The organism is Phycisphaerae bacterium (assembly GCA_035384605.1).
Lineage (GTDB): Bacteria > Planctomycetota > Phycisphaerae > UBA1845 > PWPN01 > JAUCQB01.
The window spans coordinates 16545-33266 of the sequence record DAOOIV010000032.1 but is presented as its reverse complement, the minus strand read 5'-3'; the positions used below and the strand labels follow the sequence as shown (position 1 = coordinate 33266).

Here is a 16722-nt window from a genome sequence, read left to right as displayed (position 1 = left end):
TGAGAGCAGGAAACAATGACTGAACACGAAAACCAGACACAGAACAATCAGACCGGGAACGAACATCAATCATTACCACGAACCGGACGGCGCCGCAGCCGTCGATCGCGCCGCAAACACCGGCCGGACGATCAGCAACAAGCCGCAGCCGTACAGGGGCCGCCGGAAAGCGAACAAGTCGCGGCTTCCATCGTCACCGGCACGGTGGAGTCGGACACGGCATCGGGTTCCGAAGCAATCGAGCCCGTATGGACGGGATCGCCGGTCCGGCACGAGTCATCCAGGGTCGAACGTCCGCTGGACAACGTCGCGGCGTCCGGCGAATCACTTGCAGAAAGCGGCTCAAGTGAACAACCTGTGACGGAAACGGCACCGCCTGCCGAGCGTCGCCGGCGATCGCGCCGCGGCGGGCGCGGCCGACGCCGCAAGCGGCAGAATGCAGAGGTTGCCGCAGCCGGCCAAGCGCAAGGCACAACGCAGGGATCAGCAGCGGTTTCGGAGACTGTCGCCGTCAAGTATCCGCCCAGGCGAGACGGCCCGCCCCAGCACACCCCAGCCCGGCAACAGCACGAACCGGAGGATGAAGATGAGGACAACGAACAGGCTTCGGGAACCGGCGATCGCATCATGCTGATCAATGCCGCAGACGGCGAGGAATGCCGCATCGCGGTCGTGCACCAAGGCAAACTCGAGGAACTGTTTATCGAGCGGGCCAGTGCCGAGTCGCACGTGGGCAACATCTACAAGGGCCGCGTCACGAACGTTGAGCCGAGCATCCAGGCGGCGTTCGTGGACTTCGGACTACCCAAGAACGGATTTCTTCACATCTCTGATCTGCAGCCCCAGTACTTTCCCAACGGGCGAGGACACATGGAGGAAGTGGGACGCAAAACCCCCCGGCGAGAGCGACCGCCGATCCAGAAGTGCTTGCGACGGGGGCAGGAAGTCCTCGTGCAGATCATCAAGGAAGGCATTGGCACCAAGGGGCCGACGCTCACGACCTACATTTCCATCCCGGGCCGTTACCTGGTCATGATGCCGGGAATGAACAAGCTCGGCGTCTCCCGCCGGATCGAGGATGAAGAGGCACGGCGCAAGATGCGACGGCTTCTTGACGAACTCAATCTGCCCAAGAACATGGGCTTTATTCTGCGGACAGCCGGTCTCGACAAGACCAAACGCGAGCTTCAGCGAGATCAGATGTACCTGCAGCGGCTCTGGAAGCGCGTCGCCCAGAAGATCAAGACCGAGCGAGCGCCCTGTGAGCTTTACCAAGAATCAGACCTGGTGATCCGCACGATCCGCGACGTGTACTCCGCGGATTTTGCGAAGATCATCGTGGATAACGAGGCCACGGCGGAAAAAGTGCGCGACTTTCTGGCCATCGCCATGCCGCGCAGCAGCGCCCCGGTCGAGGTTTACCGGAGCCCCGAGCCGCTCTTCCACAAGTACGGCATCGAGGCGGAAATCGAGAAGATCAATGCCCGTCACGTTCCGCTGCCGTCGGGCGGGTCGCTGGTGATCGACTCAACCGAGGCGATGGTCGCGATTGACGTCAACAGCGGGCGGTTCCGCGAACACGAGGACGCCGAGGAAACCGCTTTCCGGACGGACTTGGAGGCGGCCGAGGAGATTGCGCGACAGTTGCGGCTTCGAGACCTTGGCGGACTGATCGTTTGCGATTTCATCGATCTGGTGCAAGAAAAGCACCGTCGGGCGGTGGAACGGGCTCTTCGGGAAGCCCTGAAGAAACACAAGGAGCGGGCCAAGTGTCTGCGTATGAGCCAGTTCGGCATCATCGAGATGACCCGGCAGCGTATGCGGCCGTCGATCAAGCGGAGCATCTACCAGGATTGCCCGCACTGCCGCGGGTCAGGTCTGGTCAAGAATCCGGAATCGATGACCCTTGATATCATGAGGCTGCTGCGTCTGGCGGCAAACCATGAACTCGTTGAGACGGTCGAGGTCCGGGTGGCGCCCGAGGTTGCCTTTCAACTCCAGAACCGCAAACGGGCCGCCATCCACGACATCGAACAGCAGACCGGCCGACACATTGTCATCCGCGCGGACAACAACATCGGACTTGATCAGTACGTTTTCTCCTGCTTCGACAAGAGAGGGGGCGCCATTCGGGCACTGGACATGGCGGAGGCGGCCGGCTCATCGCCCGCAAACCGCGGAAAGCATTCGCCCCCGGTCCAGCCTGATAACCAGCATCGCGACCGCGACTCGGATCGGGATCGGGACCAGGATGAGAACGTCTTTGAATAGGGACTTCGCCGTCTGGGACAATGGTTCGCCCGAAAGGTTGCGACGACGAGCCGGATACTTGAGACCAACAAGTGATGTGACCTTGCCGTCCGGCGGTTCGATCACTTGGTCCGATCAACTCGCCGGCTTCGTCGCGGGTGGGTCGTCGGCATATTCGACGATGGACATAGCCAAGTCCCAATCGGGCTTCGCAACGCCGTCAACATAAGCTTCGCCGGGCAAATCCTCGTTCAGCTTCCAGGTGTTCGAACCGGGGGAAGTCCATTCGATATAGTACGTCCTCCCGGGCGTCAGCGGCACATCACCCTTGGACCAGATCGCCGCCGCCCGACCCTGGAAAGCCAACGGCAACCCGTAGCAGGACTTGGCCTTGCCGATCGGTTTACCGCCGGGCTTATCGTAAGTTTGAAAGACGAAGGGCAGTCGCGGCGGGCGAGTGTCACCCGTGGCGTAGATCACGTCCACTCCGGCCAAGCCGATCCCGCTCGCTTTGAACGTCTGGCCATGACGCTTGGCACTGCCAACAAGTTGCTTGAGATCGGGGTCCCCTACCGGCGCGTGGTTGACGATCGTTCCGGGCTGCCCACCGCTGATGTAGGCGAATGCATCGAGATCTCTCCGCGGCACATCACCTATGAAAACATGCCCATTCGCGTAGCCGTCGCCCTTATCGTTCCGTACCACCAGAGCGAAGCGTTCGGACTGCGAGCTGGAGTCTCGCCAAAGTCTGATGGCGTAGGTCCGACCGGGGATGAGAGTCATTTCACTGCTGCGGAATGAGACATGAAAGATATGGATGATCGGGTCGGTGGTGCCCGACAGATGGCGGCTACGAACGGGTGAGATTCTCTTCCAGGTCGAAGGCGGGCCGTTGTTGGTTTCGTACACGGCGTAATTGAGGTTGAGAATCTGGTGATCGCCCGACTTGTCGGCCAGCCTGGTCGCGATCCGGGTGACGTAGGGGGTCGTCGCCACGAATGTCTGGTAGAAATCGTCGCCGTTAACAAAAGGTGATTTGCCCCACGCTTGGTATCCCTTGGCGTCGTACATGACCGAGTAATGAGCGGGGGTTTCGAGCCTGGCTTTCTGCAGCTTGCCTGCGCCATGGGGGATCTGCAAATTCATGTCACAACTGAAGGCGGGAATGCCGTCGTAGGAAAGCGTGAACAGTGCATAGGTTCCGGCCGGGAAGCCGGTTGATGGTTCCCTGCCGGGAATCGAGAACCATCCGGCCGGCGTATGCGCGGTGCAGGCTCCCGCGCCGAAGCCGACGTCGAGTTGGCCGACGTAGACCTTTTCTTCGCTCCAGCCGTGCGGGGCAGCTTGTTGCCCGGTGACCCCGGCCGTGATCATCATCCCTTCCACGGCCTCGGCCCCCGCCGCAGAGACCGTCGCCCCTGGAACGAGAACACAAACCAACATCAGCTTGGACAAGTCAAATCGTCTTATCATGAGTCACTCCACATCAAGTCCGGGCCGGGAACAGACGCCCAGGGGATAGCCTAGCTCCTTTACGTGAGACTACCCAGCCAATTGCTTCAGGATCTCGACGGCCGCCTCGACCATCATCTCGCCCCCGCCGGGCTGGAGGCGTGAGTTTACCGTCTCATAGCTGCCCTCGGCAAAAGCCTTACGAGTGGGAATATAGGCGGGAACGTCATTGGCCAGTTCGATCACCAGGGTTGTCCGGAACGGCGAGGACTTCTTGATCGCCAGACCGTGCTCGACGAACACCTCGCCAGGCAAGGTCACTATCGCCAGATCGCCTCCGAGCCGAAATGCCTGCACCTCAAGCGGTATCGTCGTGCCCGGGTACCGAGCCAGATCGACGATCTTGCAGGCTTCGACCTCCTTCAGAAATGGCAGCTTGCCGGTGCCGACCAGGGCCACGTCCTTGGCGGCCTGGGCTTGTTGCTCTTGGGTGTACTGTTGTTTCGGAGCGTGTACCGTCGTGGTTTTCGCTGCCAGTGGTGCCGCTTCGACCGGCCGTGCCTTGGGCACCTGAGCGATCACGGTTTTAGCCAGCAACTCACCGATCTCCTCGGCCTTCCGCCGCCCTTCGACCGTTACGTCGATATGGTTCACGTCGCCGCAAGTGCCGGTGCCGAAAAAGGACATCAGATCGTTGCCCAACGAGGCACGCAACGTCTTCTCGAGGTAGAAGGGATAATCGGCTGAATAGAGCGTGCCACCGGTGGTGTCGAGGTGCAAAGCGAAAACCGTCAGGCAGGCCTTGAGCTTCCGGTCCTCGGCCGCCTTGAGCAGCACGATGCCGACCTGGGGGTCGATCGGCCCGGCCACTCGGACGATGTCCGGGTTCTTCTGCCCGGGGTTGAAACGCACGCTGCCATCTTTCATATGGAATCGGCGGTTGAAAGACAGGGGCGGATCCTGCTCGATCGTCGCCGCTTCGAGAACGATCGATGAGGCTGATTCCGCGGCCTTTGAAACCACCTGTCCGATCTTCTCAATCAGTTGGGCGTGGTAATCAACGATTTCGCATGGATCTTTGCCATATTTGGCCACCGCCTGCTCGTGGAAGTGTTTTCGCAAGGGTCCGTAGAACAGCGGACCGGTGTGTGTATGGGTGCCGGTAATGACGATGTTGTCGGCCGGGATTCCTGTTCTGACGGCCACGAGCCTGCGGGCCGGCTCTGAGACGCTTCGGGGCACGGCGATCAGGTCGCAGAAAACGAACGCCGCCTTGACATCTCGCTGACCCAATACCAGAGCCTTTGCCTTGAGCGGATCATGCGTACCAGTGCTCTGCCTTTCGAGGAAGTAACCGCTGAGCCGATAGCCAACCGGCGGTGTGATCTCCACCTCGGCCATGCCGGCGATCAAGTCAGCAGCGGTACTTGCCGACGGACCGACCAAAGCCGCGAATGCCAGCCAAACGGTTGCTCTTGAGGTGCGTTTCATGGTTATGCTCCTGCCGATCATCGCCGCCTCACGCGCAGGGGGGGCCATCAGCGGTCCCGCAACCGCCTGGCTGGCACGCCGACGTACACACCCATCGGTTCGGTATCCTTCGTCACGACCGCGTTGGCGCCGATGACGCAGCCCCGGGCGATTCGGGTGTTGGCAGCAATGGTCACGTTGGCGGCAACCCAGACGTCTTGTTCGAGCGTGATCGGTCCGGCTTTCTCGCCCGTCAGCGACATGGGCTTATCGGTGATCTCGTCGTGGTGGCCGACGGTCGCGAAGACCGCGTGAGCCGCGATGTTGCAGTACGGCGAGATGGTCAGCCCGCCCCAGCCGTAGAGCACGCAGTTCGGGGCGAAATGGCAGTGGTGCCCGATCTCGACGAAGCTCGATTCCCAGTCACCGAGCGAGATGTAGGCTCCCGGAAAGAACTCCACGTGGTCGCCGATGATGAACCGCCCGGCCGAGCCCTGGATGAAGCAGTTGGGGTAGAAGGTCACGTTTGACCCGATTTGGCACATCCGCGGCCGTCCGAGCATATGGAAGCCTCGCATGAAGGTCACGTTGTCCCCGACCTCTATGATCTCGGGGTGCTCGAAGAAGGCATCTGTCGCGATGCGAACGTTCCGGCCACACGACTTAAAGCGAGCTGCGTAGTCCGCGACAGCGGGAACACTCATGTTTGTCACACTCCGGGCGACTCTGCCTGCTCCCGAACGCCCCATTGCCTAACCGGGGTGCCGACGGCTGTCAATCGAGATGCTCGCGATGGGCGTAACGTGCCGCTCGGCGAACCCACTCCAGCCGATCGATGGGTAGCAGGCCGTAGTTGTAGACGTCAACCGACCGGACACCCAGCCTGGCAGCGCCGGCGACGGCGCTGACGAAGGCCTCGGCGCTGGGACATTGCGGGGAGCACGCATTGAATGAAAGCTCGACACCGGCCATGCTGCCGGTGTCGCCGCGGACCTCGTGCACCAGCGTTTTCATCGCATCGTCGCCCGAGTAGGAGCACGGAGCCAGGAGGCCGTCGCAGGCACCGGCGATCGACCGCCAATCCGCGGCTGTCATGTAGTGGTCGCCGACGCGATGGACGACGACACGAACGGATGAGGTCTGTTTGAGAGAGGCGACAAGCGATGCAATCTGCCCGCTCCGCCAGTCGACGAACGCCGCCAAATCAGGGTTTTCAGACAAGTACGATTCTCGCGAAGAAGCCTCGAAATCTCGATCGGAGAGGATCGCGGTGAGGCCTTCCATGGCCGCCGAAGCTGCCGCCTCAACGTTGACGCCATCTCGCTCGGCCGCTTGACGGCAGGATTCGCAGAAACAGAGGTTGCAGAGGAACTCCCCCACCGGCCCGAGAACGACACCAATCTTGTGATGCGCGTGGGAATGGAGCTTCTCGGGAAACGACGGTCGCTCAAGCTCGACTGTGTCGAACAGGTAATGCGTGGTCAGATCCTCCACCAGCGCGCGCAGGTACTCGCGAACATCCGGATTGACCGGGCAAAGCCAGTTGACCGAGGAATCCCCGAAAACGTCCTTCATGGCAAAGGCCGGGTACTTGGCGACCATGGCCGAACCGTGGCAGCAGACGGTCCAGGCCCGCAGCTTGAGTCCGAGCTTGTCACAGGCCTCGGAAACGGCCGCCAGTGGATTGCTCTTTTTCAGCCAGGGCGCCACCACCGGCCGGATTCGGGTCGCGGCATACAACTCCGGTTTGGGTTGGAACTGAGCCCCGCCGGGCGAGCGGAAGGTTCGAGGGGTCACATCCGGATGCGGCCGGAGTTGCTCGATGCTATGGTAAGTCACCGCCAGCGAAACCCCGGTCACGCCGGCTTCGCCCTTGAGCCGATCGAGAGCCCGGTCGATGCCCTCATCCACCAAGTCCCACGGATAGGTCCACATATTGACTTCAAACATGACGTAATCCTGCCTGTGGTTCGTCCCCGGCAACAACGAAGCGTCGTCTAGTCTATGAAGGAATAGTAGCGTAGGCTGGAAGAGCCTACCAGATCGCCCACCGGGATGCGTGCGACCGGGTCTGAGATCACGACCCGGGTCCTGGATCTCGGGCTGAAAGACACGGAGGCGGCAGATATCCGCACACGCCCAGACCGGCAAAGGATTTGCCTGGCGGATCGGGGACGAGATAATCATCCGGCGAGCGACATCAAACCGACCATCAGCCGAGGGTCGAGGGCCATCCTAAGGCGGAACGACTTTTTGCGGGCCGGAACCCAAGCGCTCTGCGATCAAGAAACATGCGCGCAAGCCGCACAGATGTCTGGCCGTAAGGTACCATGAAGGAGGCGAGCCGCCCAATCTGCACGTCCATACCTCGATGGGGCTAAATCGTCCGAAGGTGGGCTTATGGTGAGTACGGATTCCAACCGCATTTTGGGCATCCCTGCGCACGGCCAGCTTGTCGCTTAAGAAGAAACACCTCGCCGTCCTTGGGACACTTGAAGGCAACGTCCAGCGCGTTGTTGCGGCCACACTTGGGGCAGCGTTTGCCGCTGTCGGTCAGGGTTGATTTCTCGACCGGATCCAGAATGCCCTTGTCTGCCAGTTCGACGGGCAACCCCTCAATCACGTGCCCGCATTGGGAACACTTGCAGTAGACGACCCCAACGGCGTCTTGTTGCGTAACCGAGGCGGCCGGGCGCAACTGCATCACAATGGCAACCACGGCCCCAACCAACACGATACAGACGATGCCGTACGAGACGGGCGCCGGCACGCGGCGCAATGCCTCACCCAATCTGCTCATGATCAGCGTCCGCCTTGCGCATCAGGGGTTCTTGGTGAAGAGATCCCAATAGTAATAAAGGTCCGGAGCTCCCCCGGTTCCGCTTGTCGGACGCCGCAGGCCACGATAGAGTTGCCTGTCGGGATCGCGCACCGGCTTGGCATGGTAATCGGTAAACAGCACATTGAACGCAACGCCCTTGTGTGGCGCCTTCTCACCTCCACAGCCAATAAGATTGTCAGCAAGCAGCGCCTTGATATTCTCATTGCCAACGGTCGCCCCGGCCGCAGTCTGGCTCTCGACCCATTCCGCGTACAGATCCCGCCACACCTCGCGAGGATAGGAGTTCTTGCCTGCTTCTCTGGGCGACTTTTCCTCTGCGACGGGCGCCGCGTACATGTAACCACTCCAGGTGACATACGGATCTCTGCCTTCGATGAAGAAACCCGGCGCGCCGTAAACCGGATCGTCGTAGGCGTACTGCTCGTTACTGACACAGTAGTAGAAATCTAAATCCTTCCCACAGTACTTCCCATACAAAAGCCCTACGTTGCACAGAACCCGAACGTTTCTTGGCCCTCCCCTGTACTTAAGCGCATAGGTATAGCCAAGGCGCATCGGGAGATTCTGGCGGTGATCTGCGGCATACGTGGAGAATCCAAACCCCATCTGGTGAAGATTCGACAGACACACCGCCGTCTTGGCCTGTTCTTTTGCCCGCTGAAGCGAAGGGAGCAGAACCGCAATCAGCAAGGCCAAGATCGCCACCACGACCAGAACTTCGATGAGGGTGAAGCCCAGCCTGTGACGCTCCATCATCCTAAGGCGAGCCGCCTTTTTGCGGGCGGCAACCCAAACGTTCTGCGATCCAGAGACATGCGCGCAAGCCGCACAGATGTCTGGCCGTAAGGTTTTAGCGCCGGTTCGTCGCGAGAATCGCATGCGGTCGCTCCTATCTCACCATACCAATTGTTGCCCTGCGCCATCTGCCCCCTGTTTTGCCTCGCCTACCTTGTCTACACTATTTTCGTCATTTTGTCAACGGTTGTTTGGCCTGATTCACTTGTGCCAACCGAAATCTCTGTTACGCCTGGATTTGAGGCCAGGGATGCCGGGCGTGCAGCTCAGGATTGTTATTCATATTCAGCATGCAATTCAATCCTTGCTTTGAGGCCTGTAGATCGGGATCCCGTGCCCCACGCCCAATGCTCACCTCATCAGATGCCAGAGGTAGTCCAAGCGGCCGGACAAGACCAGCTTCCGGCCGGAAAACTTCATCACTTCGCGAATCTGTTGTCGGAACAGGGGATGATAGCAGTGTCGGGGGCAGTGCTTGCAGGCCGGCTTGGGATTGATCGGGCAACGTGAGCGTTTGTGAACAGCGTGGGCGAGCAGTCTTTCGCATCCCTGGCACAGTGTTACGGGTCGGCCCATCAAGGCCTTGACGTCGATCTCTTTGAGCGAGACTGTGGCGCGTGGATCGGCTTTGTGCCAGTAGGCACAGTAGATTTCGATGAAACGCACGAGCGTCCGCAGATCTCGCACCAGATGCCGATCAACGTTGTGCCCTGCGATATCGATCACATGCATGTTCCGCGTCTCCGGCCCGCAGCCACTTTATAGGCACGGCCGGCCAACGCGGCCACTTTATTGATCTGCCCGAAGCTTCCGCCACGAGAGCACGTCGCCTCGGATGCCGATCACCACGTCCGCTATCGGGACAGGCCGGCCCGTCCGCCGCCGAGCCTGAAGCGTCGCCATGAGTAGTCCGTTGCAGCACGGAACCTCCATATGCGCGACTACAATCTCGACCAGATCGTTTCGCTCAATGATGGCAGTGAGCTTGTCAACGTCGGCCTGTATGTCGTCGAACTTTGGGCATCCGATGACTACAGCACGCCCACGCAGCAGTCTCGATTGGAAGGCGGGAAAAGCCACAGGGACGCAATCGGCTGCGATCAGCAGGCCGGCCCTCTGCAACACTGGAGCCGTTGGATTCAGAAGGCGCAGCTTCACCGGCCAGTGAGTCAGCGTTGAGGCGGTTGGGCCCGTTGCGGAGGAAACTGGGCACTTTGGGGCGCCCGGCGAGCCGAACTGGATGAGCCGCGCCGACGGGCAGCCGCCGCCCGGCAGCGGCTCTGCCAGAGACTGGAACTGAGAACCTGGACAACTTCCGGCCACTGAGACTGGAGTGTGCTGGTCAGCCTGATGCTCCTTGCCCAGATGGGCCGCGACGGCCTCCTCGTTGAAGTCATCGGCCTCGCGGCGCTCGATGGTGATCGCGCCTTGTGGACAATGTCCCAGACACGCGCCGAGCCCGTCACACAGGTGGTCGGCGACGAGTTTCGCCTTGCCGTTGACGATGCGGATGGCACCCTCCTGGCAGGCGGGAACGCACAGACCACAGCCATTGCACTTATCCTCGTCGATGCTCACGACTTCGCGAATCATGGGGCGTCCTTTCAAAGAGCCGCCGACGTTCTATCCGCCGAGTTGATTCTGTCCTAACATATGGCTTTACAGGCCGCCGGAATCCTTGACCTGGGTCAAGGCGGCGCAATTTTGTTGTGCGAAGCCATGAGCGGAGACCTCGTCGACATTATCAGGAAGTGCCGATTCTTCGGCGGTCTTTCTGACTCCAGTCGCCGGAGAATCGCAAGTCTGGCTGTGAAAAAGCGTTACGGGAAGGGCACGATCATCTTTCGTCAGGGTCAACCGTGCCCGGGAATGTTTGTCGTAGGCCACGGGCATGTCCGTGTGTACAAGATCGCCCCGAGCGGCAAAGAGCATGTTCTGCATTTTGCGTCGGAAGGCATGACCTTCGCGGAGGTGGCCGCGATCGGAGGATTCGACTGCCCGGCGTATGCTGAGGCCTTGGAGGACACGGTCTGCGCCCTGTTGCCCCAGGAGGCGTTTCTGAAGGCGCTGCGATCCGATCACGATTTGTGCATCCAACTGCTCCAGGGAATGGCGGCTTGGGTGCAGCACTTGATCGGTCTTCTGGAGGACATCGTTCTGCGGGATGCGGCCGGGCGCGTGGCGCGACATCTGCTGCAACAGGCAGCGGGCAGCGGATCCGAGTTCGCTCTACCGATCCTGAAGAAAGACCTAGCCAGCCACCTGAATCTGACCAGCGAGACCTTGTCGCGTATCCTTCGACGGCTGGCTGAGAGCGCTATGATTGAGATGCCGGACCAGCAGAGTATCCGGGTGCTCGACCGGGGAAGGCTGGCCGAAGTGGCGGACGGTCTGCCTCTCGGGTAGTGCACCTGAGGAGGTGTCCCGAGCAGGGACCGAGCGGCGTTGAGGTGACCACGGGGAGACGACCGTATGCCGGCAGACATATTCGACGAGCACTCATGGCGATATGAAGCCATGGTGAACTGGCCGAAAAGGCTTGCCAATGAAGCCCCCTTCTATCGCAAGCTGTTTGCGGATGTCCAGGCGAGCCGCGTTCTGGACGCAGCTTGCGGCACGGGTCATCACGCCGAGATGTTTCATTCGTGGGGGCTTTCGGTCGAGGGCGCCGACATCAGCGAAGGGATGATCGAACGTTGCCGGGCACGGCTGGGCACCTCGGATCGGCTTCGATGGGTGGTACGGTCGTTCGACCGGCCCGCCGAGCCGGCGGGTGTTTTTGACGTGGTGCTGTGTGTGGGCAATTCGCTGTCCCTGGCGTCGGACATGGATACCGTTGGCCGGGCCATTGGGGCGATGCTTGACTCTGCCCGGCCCGGCGGCCTCTGTGTCATCCATGTGCTCAATGTGTGGTCCCTGCCCGACGGGCCGATGGTCTGGCAGAAGACGCTCAAGACGCAGCACGACGGCCGGGATCACCTCCTGCTCAAGGCCATCCACCGTTCGGGCACGGACACGCGCGTCGAAGTGCTCGACGTGATGCTGGACCAGCCAAGCCTGGAACGGTGGTCCGAATCGACCCCCCTGCTGCCCATCACTGCCGACGATCTCATCTCATTTGCGAAGGCCGCCGGCGCCTCGCAAGTCGAGACGTTCGGCGACTATCGGCGCACGCCCTACGATCGCACGACCAGCCCGGACCTCATTGCGGTATGCCGCAAGTGACCTGGAAAGGCATGACTTACATGGTCGACAGGGGCCCTTGCGCGCCCTATCGAGGGCATGTTACTCGCCCTGATTATCAATTCGATCAGAGACATTCCGGTCTTGATCCGGTGGGCCGGGCGAGCGCGGCGGTTCGCCGGGTGATCTCAGCCAGCCCTTGCGGCCGAAGTAATAAAGCATGGCAAGAGCGATCATCGCCATGAGGCCCAAGGCAAAGGGGTAGCCGAAATACCAAGTCAATTCCGGCATGTTCCACGGCGACCGGTCAGTCTGGAAGTTCATCCCATAGATGCTTGAGATGAACGTCAAGGGGATGAAGATCGTGGCGATGATGGTGAGGACTTTCATCACCTCGGTCATTCTTTGACTGACGCTCGACAGATACAGATCCATCAGATCCGAACCCAGCTCGCGGTACGTCTCGATGAAGTCAATCACACGGACGGTGTGGTCGTAGCAGTCGCGCAGATAGAGCCGGGTCTCATCGTTCACAAGCGGACTGGGATCGCGCACCAGCGAGTTCATTGCCTCCCGCAGCGGCCAGATGGCCCGCCGCAGCGTCATCAGGTTACGTTTGATCTCATGGACTCGGGCGGAGGTGCCGCTGGTCGGACAACCGAGAATCTCGTCTTCGAGCACTTCGAGGCGCTCGCCGGTCGTCTCCAGCACGGGGAAGTACCCATCGATCACGGCGTCGATCAGGCAATACGCGAGGTGATCGGCACCGGATTGCCGTACGTGTCCGACGGCGCGCCGGATTCGCTCGCGAACGGGGTCAAACGGATCGCCCGGCTGGCCCCCCTGGAATGTGACGACGAAGTTCCTGCCCAGATACAGGCTCAACTGCTCGGTGTCCAGATGATCGTTATAGGTGGCCATGTGGGCAACCATGAACAGATGGTTGGGGTAGTGCTCCACCTTGGCCCGCTGGTGGGTGTTGATGGTGTCTTCAACGGCCAGTCGGTGCAGGCCAAGAATGTCAGCGAGGCGAGCGATGGTCTGCACGTCGCCCAGTCCGTCGACATTGATCCAGGTGACCGGCCAGCGGGCAAGGTACGCCTGCACGTCGGCAACATCTCGAATCGCCTGCTCGCTACATCCATCGCTGCCGTAGGCAATGACGGTGATTACCGGCTTGGGTGCGGTCGGGTCGGCCACCAAGGTGCCGGGCGGCGACCCCGGCGGAGTTCGACGCTTCTGGCGTTTTCGGCGGGACACGTTATGCACCTCGCAGGCTTGCGACCTGCTCTACACGTGCACTCGGGGCGACTGGATTTGAACCAGCGACCTCTTGGACCCAAACCAAGCGCTCTATCCAGGCTGAGCTACGCCCCGAACACGGCCGCGAGCGGTGATGAGCCTGCGGCGTGCATACTATTAGACGCCATTGAAGGGTACAGGTCAATCCGGGGCCCGGACTGCGAGACCCTCAGGCTCTTCGACTGTGAGGCCGTTCAGAAAAGGGCGCAAGCAGGCGCGATATACTGCCGCAACGAGCGTTCTCGTTCATGGTTCAACGCGCAGAATGCGGAACCGACAGACGGTCCCCGGTGTCCCACCATTCCCGGCCCCCCGGCCTTGTTTTCATGGGCAAGTGCTTGGCGGCGGAAGGTCAGGGCCGCTGAAACAGCTCTGGAAGATGGCGAAATCGGCGACATCGACGTCTCCATCGCCGTCAAGATCGGCGTTCATACATGCGTCCGGAATCTGTGTCACGCCTCCGCCGGTCAGACACGATTGGAGGTGTCCGAAATCATCCTGGTCGACGTCGCAGTCCTCATCGAAATCAGACGCCGGCGGCTCGACCGTCACGTTAATGACCAGGTCGGTGCCGGAGTTTGATGCCTCGGGGGCGGTCACCGTGACCGTGCAGGTATTGAGACCCGGGTCCAGGGCTGCCGTGTTGTAGCTGACCGTGATAGGATCCTGTTCGCCTGAGCTGGTTCCGCTGTCGGGCTTGACCGAAACCCAGGAGCAGTTGGGTTGCAGGCTGTACGTGATCGTACCGGTGGCCCCGCTGTTGCGGATCATGAAGACGTCGTCAGTGAGCTGCTCGCCGCAGCCGATCGTGTGGTTGAGTTGCCATGGAATCAGTTCGATTGAGGGGCTCGGAGGGGCGTCGTCAAGCTGTCGCACTTCGACGAGATCGACGTAGAACTTGAACGACGGATTGCTCGTCGGGTGGTTGGCCCGCAGCCAGATGCTGGCCGTCGGACCGGCGGCCGTGAATGTACGCCAGACGTGGGTGAAGGTCTCGTGCACCTTGGCCTTGTCGGCCACCTGGTCGACGCCCCAGTCGATCGTCGCCGCATTGCCGTTGCTCGTCTGGCCCGTCGGGTCAACGCCGAGATAGAACTTCAACTGTGTCGGCTGCATGCCGCGAAACTCGTACTTGACCCACGCGACGAGCAGGTACGCCTCGCCGTTGATCAAACCACTAACGGTCCGGTTGATACCACCATTGAACAAGCCGGCCGGTGTCAGCTCGCTGAGGTTCTTTGGATGCACGTTGCCCGCGCCGAACATCTGGGAGTAGTAGCCGTCCTTCGCGTCCGCCGGGTGCTCGTAGTTCCAGGCACCGATTGCCTGAGCCATGCTTTGGCCGCCGGTCACGTACTGACCGACCAGCTCGAAGCCAGGCCAGCTGCACATGGCGCCGACCACGAAGTTGGTGTAGCCGCACCACCAGTTGTCGGCATTCATGTAGCCGCCCATCGCGGTCAAGTCATTGAGTACCTGATCCGGGGTGTAGATGCCATGCCAGGGAACCCAGGTTGAGCCTTCGGTGGCGATGACCGGCGGGAACCGCCACCCGCGGCGATCGTACATGTCCTTGAAACGACGAGGACGCAAGGCAAAGCTGCAGGCGTCGTCCAGGTTCTGGTTAGTGACCATAAGATGATCGGTCGGTCCGCCGTAGACGTGATGACCCAGGTAATCGGCGATCGCCAGCAACTCGCCGCAGTGCGGATCGTAGCCCTCGTTGACCATTTGCCAGATGTTGCCCGGGTTTCCGGTCGCGAGGTTAAGCACGACGGTCTTGAGACCCAGCTCGTGGGCCCGCTGAGTAAATGCGTAGGAGAAGTCTAACACTTTTTGCCACTGGATAGACGTGTCGGGCTCGTTCCAGTCCAGCCAGGCGTCGATGCGGGGGAACCTTTGCTCATAGTTCTTGCAGTGTTCCGCGAGCCGGGCGCCATAGTATGTGGGGTTGGCGTAGTAGTAGCCATAATTGGAATCGACCATCGGCCGGCCGATGATGATGGTATCCTGCATGTGGTCGAAGGTTTTGTAGTAATCGGAGGTGCCCAGCGTTGCGTTGTTGTTAGGGTCCTCCTCCGGATTGCCCGCGGCAAGCAGGCAGACCTTGGGCCGCATGTCCACGTTCTCCTGCTCTCCGCCGCAATCGTATCTGGCCCCGCCAAGTATGCCTACCCGCTGAGAGCGTTTCCACTCGCCCGAGCCGGCCGTCCACCATTTGTTCCACCCGTTGGAGACACCGCCGGAATAGGTGTCCTCGAAGCTTGGGTTCGTGACAAGGTTGGGGCCGATGGTGGCCGGAATCAGACTCTCGGGGTCGACGGGGTCCTGGTCGGATGAAGATGGTGGCGGGTCGGTCGGCACCGGACCGGTGAAGGTCACGGCGTCAAACCACACCGTGGTGTTGCGATGCCGAGGCCACTTCCGAGTGGCCTTCAGTGAGATGGTCATCACCGGCAGCACGGCCTGGACCGTCACCGTGGCCGTGCGCCACTGCCCGTAGATCGATACTTCGTTCCAGGTGGTGGAGCTGCTGTCGCCGCTGTCCAACCCGTAGGGATCGAGCCCCAGAAAAGCCAGGAGGTCCCAACCGTCGGGATTGTCGATCTGGAGATAAACTCGAACCGTAGCAGTGTAGGTCTCTCCGGGGACCACGTAGATGCGCTGGTAGATGCCCGCCTCCTGGTAGTCGATCGTTGGTGTCGGCATGACCAGCTTCTGCGAGTGGCTGCCTTCGTAGACTCGGTCCGTGCCGTCGTAATGAACCTGGCCCGGCAGGCCGGCATCCTTCCAGCCGATCCATTGGTTGGCGACGCCGTTGGTGAAGCCGATCTCAAAACCGGGATTGTTCACGGATGCCCAGCCCGCACCGGCCGGTGGATACGGCGTCGGCCAGGGGCACGAATCGTTCACGCCCACGTACCCGAGCGACGAACCTGTGAATACGACGACGATTGCCGGAACAAGCAGCGGGACCGAATTGCGCATCAGCTTGACCCTCAACGAAGACGCCCGAAAGAAGCCGACTCCGCGACGAATCTCATCGTACCGTCAACGCAGCGGCCACGCAAGGGGAATATGGGAAAAGAGGTAGCTGGAAAGCATCACGGACCTGGCCACCTACCGCAAGGACGGCATCTACTCTCTGGTCATGCAAGTGGCCGAAGCCCCCATAAGACCCGTGGGTCAACGACGACCAAGAACATATCCTACCCCTACGCACGACGTCCGCCGGTCTGCTCGGCGGAAGGCCCGCGAGCCCGAAAAGCCGACCGGGACGAATGAGTAGATGACTGAGCACGATTGATCTTCGCTGGGGACGGAACGTACCGGGCTCAGAACTCGATCACCAAGCCTTGCCGCAGTGGGGTATCGTGAGATGGCGCGATCATGTTCGGTCCCGCGGCCGTTGGGGCAAATCCTGCCCG

Annotated in this window: 13 protein-coding genes and 1 tRNA gene; 3 read left to right on the top strand and 11 right to left on the bottom strand. The window is 60.9% G+C overall.

Going from position 1 to position 16722, the window contains the following annotated elements; all coding sequences use genetic code 11:
• The first annotated feature begins 15 nt into the window (after positions 1-15).
• Entirely contained in the window at positions 16-2271 is a 2256-nt protein-coding gene (locus PLL20_09435) for an Rne/Rng family ribonuclease (GenBank protein ID HPD30204.1), read from the top strand.
• A gap of 114 nt (positions 2272-2385) precedes the next feature.
• Here the strand turns inward: PLL20_09435 and PLL20_09430 are convergent, their stop codons facing one another.
• From PLL20_09430 to PLL20_09395, 8 genes are all read right to left on the bottom strand, one after another.
• Positions 2386-3723 carry a hypothetical protein gene (locus tag PLL20_09430; GenBank protein ID HPD30203.1) on the bottom strand — a complete coding sequence of 446 codons (1338 nt, stop codon included), beginning with the start codon at positions 3721-3723 and terminating at the stop codon, positions 2386-2388.
• A 69-nt stretch (positions 3724-3792) separates the two neighbouring features.
• Complete coding sequence (locus tag PLL20_09425; GenBank protein HPD30202.1) at positions 3793-5193, bottom strand: hypothetical protein; 1401 nt, start codon at positions 5191-5193, stop codon at positions 3793-3795.
• A 47-nt stretch (positions 5194-5240) separates the two neighbouring features.
• Positions 5241-5876: a hypothetical protein gene (locus PLL20_09420; GenBank protein HPD30201.1), complete on the bottom strand. Its 636-nt coding sequence runs from the start codon at positions 5874-5876 to the stop codon at positions 5241-5243.
• A gap of 70 nt (positions 5877-5946) precedes the next feature.
• Complete coding sequence (locus PLL20_09415) at positions 5947-7122, bottom strand: hypothetical protein (GenBank protein ID HPD30200.1); 1176 nt, start codon at positions 7120-7122, stop codon at positions 5947-5949.
• 448 nt (positions 7123-7570) lie between these two features.
• Positions 7571-7972: a hypothetical protein gene (locus PLL20_09410; protein ID HPD30199.1), complete on the bottom strand. Its 402-nt coding sequence runs from the start codon at positions 7970-7972 to the stop codon at positions 7571-7573.
• A 21-nt stretch (positions 7973-7993) separates the two neighbouring features.
• Positions 7994-8770, bottom strand: a complete 777-nt coding sequence (locus tag PLL20_09405; GenBank protein ID HPD30198.1) for a prepilin-type N-terminal cleavage/methylation domain-containing protein — start codon at positions 8768-8770, stop codon at positions 7994-7996.
• Positions 8771-9160: 390 nt separating this feature from the next.
• Positions 9161-9541, bottom strand: coding sequence for a nitrous oxide-stimulated promoter family protein (locus PLL20_09400; protein HPD30197.1), 381 nt, complete (start codon positions 9539-9541; stop codon positions 9161-9163).
• A 57-nt stretch (positions 9542-9598) separates the two neighbouring features.
• Positions 9599-10402 carry a 4Fe-4S binding protein gene (locus PLL20_09395; GenBank protein HPD30196.1) on the bottom strand — a complete coding sequence of 268 codons (804 nt, stop codon included), beginning with the start codon at positions 10400-10402 and terminating at the stop codon, positions 9599-9601.
• A gap of 126 nt (positions 10403-10528) precedes the next feature.
• Between PLL20_09395 and PLL20_09390 the strand changes: the two genes are divergently transcribed.
• Both PLL20_09390 and PLL20_09385 read left to right on the top strand, forming a co-directional pair.
• Positions 10529-11215, top strand: a complete 687-nt coding sequence (locus tag PLL20_09390) for a Crp/Fnr family transcriptional regulator (protein HPD30195.1) — start codon at positions 10529-10531, stop codon at positions 11213-11215.
• A 66-nt stretch (positions 11216-11281) separates the two neighbouring features.
• Positions 11282-12034 carry a class I SAM-dependent methyltransferase gene (locus tag PLL20_09385; GenBank protein ID HPD30194.1) on the top strand — a complete coding sequence of 251 codons (753 nt, stop codon included), beginning with the start codon at positions 11282-11284 and terminating at the stop codon, positions 12032-12034.
• A gap of 60 nt (positions 12035-12094) precedes the next feature.
• On the opposite strand, the gene corA is transcribed toward PLL20_09385, so the two are convergent.
• The 3 genes from corA to PLL20_09370 form a co-directional block, all read right to left on the bottom strand.
• Positions 12095-13252 (bottom strand): magnesium/cobalt transporter CorA, encoded by a 1158-nt coding sequence (gene corA / locus PLL20_09380; protein HPD30193.1) that lies wholly within the window; start codon positions 13250-13252, stop codon positions 12095-12097.
• 42 nt (positions 13253-13294) lie between these two features.
• Positions 13295-13369, bottom strand: a tRNA-Pro gene (locus PLL20_09375).
• Between the two features lie 249 nt (positions 13370-13618).
• A complete protein-coding gene (locus PLL20_09370; GenBank protein HPD30192.1) occupies positions 13619-16282 on the bottom strand; it encodes a hypothetical protein in 2664 nt (887 codons plus the stop codon).
• Positions 16283-16722: the final 440 nt, after the last annotated feature.

Bases quoted from the DNA above. Each gene is read 5' to 3' on its own strand.
- PLL20_09400 (HPD30197.1), bottom strand. From the start codon at position 9,541: ATGCATGTGATCGATATCGCAGGGCACAACGTTGATCGGCATCTGGTG.
- PLL20_09370 (HPD30192.1), bottom strand. From the start codon at position 16,282: ATGCGCAATTCGGTCCCGCTGCTTGTTCCGGCAATCGTCGTCGTATTC.
- PLL20_09390 (HPD30195.1), top strand. From the start codon at position 10,529: ATGAGCGGAGACCTCGTCGACATTATCAGGAAGTGCCGATTCTTCGGC.
- PLL20_09405 (HPD30198.1), bottom strand. From the start codon at position 8,770: ATGATGGAGCGTCACAGGCTGGGCTTCACCCTCATCGAAGTTCTGGTC.
- PLL20_09385 (HPD30194.1), top strand. From the start codon at position 11,282: ATGCCGGCAGACATATTCGACGAGCACTCATGGCGATATGAAGCCATG.
- PLL20_09395 (HPD30196.1), bottom strand. From the start codon at position 10,402: ATGATTCGCGAAGTCGTGAGCATCGACGAGGATAAGTGCAATGGCTGT.
- PLL20_09435 (HPD30204.1), top strand. From the start codon at position 16: ATGACTGAACACGAAAACCAGACACAGAACAATCAGACCGGGAACGAA.
- PLL20_09410 (HPD30199.1), bottom strand. From the start codon at position 7,972: ATGAGCAGATTGGGTGAGGCATTGCGCCGCGTGCCGGCGCCCGTCTCG.
- PLL20_09430 (HPD30203.1), bottom strand. From the start codon at position 3,723: ATGATAAGACGATTTGACTTGTCCAAGCTGATGTTGGTTTGTGTTCTC.
- PLL20_09425 (HPD30202.1), bottom strand. From the start codon at position 5,193: ATGAAACGCACCTCAAGAGCAACCGTTTGGCTGGCATTCGCGGCTTTG.
- PLL20_09415 (HPD30200.1), bottom strand. From the start codon at position 7,122: ATGTTTGAAGTCAATATGTGGACCTATCCGTGGGACTTGGTGGATGAG.
- PLL20_09420 (HPD30201.1), bottom strand. From the start codon at position 5,876: ATGAGTGTTCCCGCTGTCGCGGACTACGCAGCTCGCTTTAAGTCGTGT.